5 protein-coding genes and 1 pseudogene are annotated in these 6,031 nt (G+C 71.5%); 4 read left to right on the forward strand and 2 right to left on the reverse strand.

Annotation, left to right across the window (positions count from 1 at the left end):
- A pseudogene (locus VF612_RS12720) lies at window positions 1–140 on the forward strand (IS481 family transposase); the annotation flags it as partial.
- 224 nt (window positions 141–364) lie between these two features.
- Here VF612_RS12720 and VF612_RS12725 read toward each other — a convergent pair.
- Window positions 365–2,602: an MMPL family transporter gene (locus tag VF612_RS12725; RefSeq protein WP_408660224.1), complete on the reverse strand. Its 2,238-nt coding sequence runs from the start codon at window positions 2,600–2,602 to the stop codon at window positions 365–367.
- A gap of 216 nt (window positions 2,603–2,818) precedes the next feature.
- The gene (locus VF612_RS12730) at window positions 2,819–3,607 is read right to left on the reverse strand and encodes a site-2 protease family protein (protein WP_408660225.1); all 789 of its coding nucleotides are present in this window, start codon (window positions 3,605–3,607) and stop codon (window positions 2,819–2,821) included.
- 142 nt (window positions 3,608–3,749) lie between these two features.
- Here VF612_RS12730 and ruvC point away from each other — a divergent pair, with 142 nt between their 5' ends.
- From ruvC to ruvB, 3 genes are all read left to right on the forward strand, one after another.
- Complete coding sequence (gene ruvC, locus VF612_RS12735; RefSeq protein WP_408660226.1) at window positions 3,750–4,310, forward strand: crossover junction endodeoxyribonuclease RuvC; 561 nt, start codon at window positions 3,750–3,752, stop codon at window positions 4,308–4,310.
- Window positions 4,307–4,915, forward strand: coding sequence for a Holliday junction branch migration protein RuvA (gene ruvA / locus VF612_RS12740; protein WP_408660227.1), 609 nt, complete (start codon window positions 4,307–4,309; stop codon window positions 4,913–4,915). The genes ruvC and ruvA overlap by 4 nt, the downstream gene beginning before the upstream one ends.
- A gap of 78 nt (window positions 4,916–4,993) precedes the next feature.
- Window positions 4,994–6,031 (forward strand): Holliday junction branch migration DNA helicase RuvB (gene ruvB, locus VF612_RS12745; RefSeq protein WP_408660228.1); only part of this gene is annotated, 1,038 nt, incomplete at its 3' end.

Genomic DNA, 6,031 nt, shown 5'->3' on the forward strand with positions numbered 1-6,031 from the left:
GCCCCTACCGCAGCGAAGCAGAACGCATCGCCGCCTTCTCGACCTGGCTACACACCTACAATCACCACCGCGGCCACACCGCCCTCGGCGGCGCGACACCAGCCAGCCGTGTCACCAACCTGTCAGGACAGAACAGCTAGCTGACCGCTGGACGTCAACGTCGAATTGTTTGCGGCCGGTGGTCGGGTGATCGATCGTTGGCCGCGTAGCAGGGCGACACGCCGTCGCAGGCGCTGCTACCGGGCCAACGATGAGTGCCGACACGCCGTCACACGAGCTGCTACGCCAACCATGAGTGCCCACCGATGAGTGCCGCGCGCCAGCAATGAGTGCCCGGCCCACAGCCGTCGATCGTAAGCCGCCGCTAGACCCCGGCCAGCTCCCGGTTGCCGTCCGGGCCCGGGCCGGCCGGGTCGTCCTCAGCCGCCTCGGCGGCCTCGATCGAGACCTGCGGCGTGATCCGGTCCAGCCACTTCGGGTAGTACCAGTTCGCATCGCCGAGCAGGTGCATCAGCGAGGGCACCAGGATGGTCCGCACCACGAAGGCGTCCAGGAACACCGCCGATGCCAGGCCGATGCCGAACAGCTTGATCACCCGGGCGTCGCCGAGGATGAACCCGCCGAACACCGCGATCATGATGATGGCCGCCGCGGTGATGATGCCGCCGGTCTCGCCCTGGCCCACCGTGATCGAGCGCCGGTTGTCGCGGGTGTGCAGCCATTCCTCGTGCATCCGGCTGACCAGGAACACCTGGTAGTCCATCGACAGGCCGAACAGCACCGCGAAGAACATCACCGGGACGAACGCCTCGATCGGGCCGCCGCCGCCGATCCCCAGCGCCTCTGACAGCCAGCCCCATTGGAAGATCGCCACGATCACCCCGAAGGATGCCGCCGCTGCCAGCAGGTTCATCACCGCGGCGGTCAGCGGGATCACCACGCTGCGGAAGGCCACCAGCAGCAACAGGAACGACAGCCCCACCACCGCGATGAAGAACAGCGGCATCTTGGCCGACAGCACCTTGGCGAAGTCGACGAAGATCGCGGTGATGCCGTAGACGTAGATGTGGTTGCCGGTGCCGGCGTACAGCGGCGGGAGCTCCGTGCTGCGCAGCTTCTTCACCAGGTCGGTGGTGCGGGCATCCTGCGGCGAGGTGCTGGACTTGAACGTCACCAGCGCGATGTCGCGGGCCACCGGGAAGGCCCGCACGCTGGCCGGGGCGACGTCGGCGACCGTGGTCAGGTGCCTGCTGACCCTGCCCAGGTAGGCCGGGTCGGCAGCCCCCGGGCCGCTGATCACCAGCTGCAGGCCGGAGTTGTAACCGGGCCCGAATCCCTGCGCGATCAGGTCGTAGCCCTTGCGGGTGGTCGAGGACTGCGGGTCGTTGCCCTGGTCCGACGAGCCCAGCCGCATGGCGAAGAACGGGATCGCCAGCACCGCCAGCATCACCAGCGCCGCGGCGCCCAGGCCCAGCTTGCGCCGCTCCACCAGGTGCGACCAGCGGTACCAGAAGTCCCGGTGCTCGGTCAGGTCGAAGGTGCCCGCCCGGACCTCCTTGCGCTGGCGCCGGGGCAGCACCTTCAGGCCCAGGAAGCTGAGCAGCGCCGGCAGCAGGGTGAGTGAGGCGAGCATGGTGAGCGCGACCCCGATGGCCGTTCCCAGCGACACCCCGTACAGGAAGCTGACGCCCAGCGCCCACAGGCCCATCAGAGCGATGCACACCGTGGTCCCGGCGAACAGCACCGCGCGCCCGGAGGTGTTGACCGCCAGCACGATGGAGTCCTCGACGCCCATGCCGCGCATCAGGTTGCGCCGGTGCCGGGTGACGATGAACAGCGCGTAGTCCACCCCGACGCCGAGGATCATCAGCAGCGCGAGCTGATTGGCGAAGGTGGCCACCGACATCACGTGCGAGAGCAGGCCGATCAGGGCCAGCCCGCTGCCCATCGCCGCGATCGCGCTGACCAGCGGCAGCGCGGTGGCGCCGACGGTGCGGAACACCAGGAACAGGATGATCAGCGCCGCGAGGAAACCGAACACCTCCGGGGGGACGCCGCCCTCCGGAGCGGCCAGCACCTGGAAGGCGTTGCCGGTGAACTCGACCTGCAGGTCGGCGGAGTTCAGGGGCTTCAGGGCATCGTGCACACCGGTGATCTGGGCCAGCGCCGGCTGCGGCTCGGCCCAGTTCAGGTCCACCACGGCGATGGTCCGGTCCGCGCTGATCTGAGCCGCGGCGGCCACGCCGGTCCCGTCCGAGCCGCCGCAGGCCACCGGGCCGTAGGGCGAGTTCGCCGAGGCGATCCCGAAGCCGCCGCCGCACAGCTCGCGCAGCGCCGGCTGCACCCGTCCGGCGTAATCGGCGACGACGCCCGACCGGGCGTGCAGCACCATGGCGCCGCTGGCCCCGTTCTGGCTGTCCAGGCCGGCCCCGGCCAACAGCTCGGCCACCGTCTGGGTCTCGGTGTTCGGCAGCTTGAAGTCGTCGCGGTAGGCCGAGCCGCCGAGGCCGGCCAGCAGCGCCTGCGCCGCCACGATGAACAGGACCCACCCGGCCACGACGAACCAGCGCCGCCGTACCGCGAGCCGAGCCAGTGCCTCCATCAACGTCCCCCCGCACGTGCCGAACACAACACCGAACACAACGCTGCCGAGCCGAGAACTGCCGCACCCGCTGCTGAACGGACACCGTCCGCACGCGCTCTCCAGCTTGCCTGCCGGAGATGACAGTGGTGTCTCAGGTCGCTGAGAGCAGCTACCGCGACGCTGCGGCGCTCTCGCTGAAGGAGTTCCCGGCGCTGGGAAAAATACCGGGCGCGCTCAGCCGGCCTCCCAGAACCTCAACAGCTCCAGCCCGACCTGGCCGACCGTCGCGGGCATCCCCGACTGCTCGAACAACCAGTAGATCGCCCGGAAGAAGGCGTGGTTGATCGCCTGGATCTGCAGCAGCGCGAACAGCGCCAGCATGCCGAAGGGCTTGAACTGCTCGGCGGCCTGGCGGAACTTCGGGTCCAGATAGGGCTCGATCGCGCCGTAGCCGTCCAGCCCCGGCACCGGCAGCAGGTTCAGGATCGAGGCCATCACCTGCAGCAGCGCCAGCCCTGCCACCCCGTACCAGAAGACGCCGTGCGCGCTGTAGAGGCCGACCCGCCGGACCAGCACCAGCAGCAGCACCGCGAAGACGACGTTGGTCACCGGCCCCGACAGCGACACCAGCGCCCGCTGGACGTTGTTGCGGAACCGGTGCGGATGCAGGTAGACCGCCCCGCCGGGCAGCCCGATGCCGCCGATCGCGATGAACAGCACCGGCAGCAGGACCGACAGCACCGGATGGCTGTACTTGAGCGGGTTCAGGGTCAGATAGCCGCGGGCCTCCACCTCGCGGTCACCGAAGCGCCAGGCCAGGTAGGCGTGGGCGAACTCGTGCAGGCAGACGGTGACCACCCAGCCGGCCACGATGAACAGGAAGACCCCGATCCGCGCCGTCCGGGTGGCGGTGGTGGCCTGCCAGGCCAGGTAGCCGCCGGCGGCGGTGACCGCGAGCACCGCGAGGAAGATCGGGCTGGGCCGGATGCCGGCGCGCGGCGCTTGTCGGAACGGCAGGGTCATGCTGGGGGAGTCTAGGCAGCCCGACGCCCGGCCGGGGCGTCTGCCGCGTGTCTGGGATGGCGCCACGCGGCCCGCCGGTAAGGTGTCGAACGCCCGTTCGATTGAGCTGATCGAGTCGTGACAGCTGGAAGAAGGCCGCCTGATGCGAGTGCTCGGCGTGGATCCCGGGCTCACCAGGTGTGGCATCGGGGTGGTGCAGGGCAGCGCCGGCCGGGCGCTGTCGCTGGTGCACGTCGAGGTGGTCCGGACGCCCCCCGAGGACCCGCTGGCCACCCGGCTGCTCACCCTGGCCGATGCGCTGGCCGCCGCGGTGACCGAATACCGTCCTGATGTGGTCGTCGTGGAGCGGGTGTTCGCCCAGCAGAACGTCCGGACCGTCACCGGCACCGCGCAGGCCGCGGGCCTGGCCATGGTCGCCGCGGCCCGGCAGGGCATCGCGGTGCAGCTGCACACCCCGTCGGAGGTGAAGGCCGCGATCACCGGCTCGGGAACCGCGGACAAGGCGCAGGTGACCGCGATGGTGACCCGCATCCTCAAGTTGGACGTCGCGCCCACCCCGGCCGATGCCGCCGACGCCCTGGCGCTGGCCATCTGCCACATCTGGCGGGGGACCGCCCAGGCCCGGTTGGCGGCCGCCGTGACGCGCGCGCGGACGCCGGGCCGCAGCGCCGGGCCAGCCGCACCGATAGGAGTACGCCGATGATCGCCAGCGTGCACGGCCGGGTGGCCGCCCTCGGCCCGGACGGAGCCGTCGTCGAGGTGGGCGGTGTGGGGCTCGCCGTCTCCTGCTCGCCGGCGACGCTGGCCCGGCTGCGGGTGGGGGAGTCGGCCCGGCTGGCCACCAGCCTGGTGGTGCGCGAGGACTCGCTGACCCTCTACGGCTTCGCCGACGACGACGAGCGCGGCCTGTTCGAGTTGCTGCAGACCGCCAACGGGGTGGGCCCCAAGCTCGCGCAGACGATCCTCGGGGTCTACCCGCCCCGGGAGGTGCGACGGGCGATCGCCACCGGGGACTTTCCGGCGCTGGTCAAGGTTCCCGGCATCGGCCGCAAGGGCGCCGAGAAGATCGTCATCGAGCTGCGGGACCGGATCGGCTCGATCAGCGGCTCGGACGGCGCCGCCCCGCTGGCCGGCGTCACCGCGATCGCGCCGTGGAAGGACCAGGTCCTGCATGCCCTGGCCGGCCTCGGCTTCACCGGCAAGGAGGCCGCCGAGGCGATCGACCTGGTGGCCGCGGAGTCCGAGGACAACCCCGAGGTCGCCGTCATCCTGCGGCGGGCCATCCAACTGCTCGGCCGGGCCCGATGAGCGAGCGCCAGCGAGCGAGGAGCGCTCGCGCGAGGAGCGAGGTCAGTCGATGAGCGCTTGCGCGAAGAGCGGTGCGCGATGACCGGCCCGACCGACCGGGACGTCGTCTCGCCGTTCCCCGAGGTGGACGAGACCGAGGTCGAGGCCAGCCTGCGGCCCCGGCGGCTCAGCGAGTTCGTCGGGCAGCCGAAGGTCCGCGAGCAGCTGCAGGTGGTGCTCGAGGGCGCGCTGCGGCGCAACCGGCCGCCCGATCACGTGCTGCTGTCCGGACCGCCGGGCCTGGGCAAGACCAGCCTGGCCATGATCATCGCCGCCGAGCTGGGCGCCCCGTTCCGGCTCACCTCGGGGCCGGCGATCGAGCGCGCCGGTGACCTGGCCGCGCTGCTGACCAGCCTGGGCGAGGGCGAGGTGCTGTTCATCGACGAGATCCACCGGATCGCCCGCCCCGCCGAGGAGCTGCTGTACATGGCGATGGAGGACTTCCGGGTCGACGTGATGGTCGGCAAGGGTCCCGGCGCCACCGCCATCCCGCTGGAGCTGGCGCCCTTCACCCTGGTCGGCGCCACCACCCGGGCGGGGCTGCTGACCGGCCCGCTGCGCGACCGGTTCGGCTTCACCGGGCACATGGACTTCTACGAGCCCCCTGAGCTGGAGCAGGTGCTGGGCAGGTCGGCCCAGCTGCTCGACGTCCGGCTCACCCCGGAGGGCGCGGCCGAGATCGCCAGCCGGTCGCGCGGCACGCCCCGGATCGCCAACCGCCTGCTCCGCCGGGTGCGCGACTTCGCCGAGGTCCGCGCCGACGGGGTGGTCACCGCGGAGGTGGCCCATGCGGCGCTGGCGGTCTACGACGTGGACGAGCTCGGGCTGGACCGGTTGGACAAGGCGGTGCTCAACGCGCTGGTGCGCCGCTTCGGCGGCGGCCCGGTCGGGGTGAGCACCCTCGCGGTGGCGGTCGGCGAGGAGATCGAGACGGTGCAGGAGGTCGCGGAGCCGTTCCTGGTGCGGGCCGGCCTGCTGGCCCGTACCCCGCGCGGCCGGGTGGCCACACCGGCCGCCTGGCGCCATCTGGGCGTCCAGCCACCGGCCGGCCAGATCTCCCCGACACTTTTCGACGAC

Origin of the sequence: Jatrophihabitans sp. (assembly GCF_036388195.1) — a bacterium.
Lineage (GTDB): Bacteria > Actinomycetota > Actinomycetes > Mycobacteriales > Jatrophihabitantaceae > Jatrophihabitans_A.

Excerpts from the sequence above, each read along its gene's own strand:
- VF612_RS12725 (WP_408660224.1), bottom strand. The coding sequence starts at position 2,602 with ATGGAGGCACTGGCTCGGCTCGCGGTACGGCGGCGCTGGTTCGTCGTG.
- VF612_RS12730 (WP_408660225.1), bottom strand. The coding sequence starts at position 3,607 with ATGACCCTGCCGTTCCGACAAGCGCCGCGCGCCGGCATCCGGCCCAGC.
- ruvC (WP_408660226.1), top strand. The coding sequence starts at position 3,750 with ATGCGAGTGCTCGGCGTGGATCCCGGGCTCACCAGGTGTGGCATCGGG.
- ruvA (WP_408660227.1), top strand. The coding sequence starts at position 4,307 with ATGATCGCCAGCGTGCACGGCCGGGTGGCCGCCCTCGGCCCGGACGGA.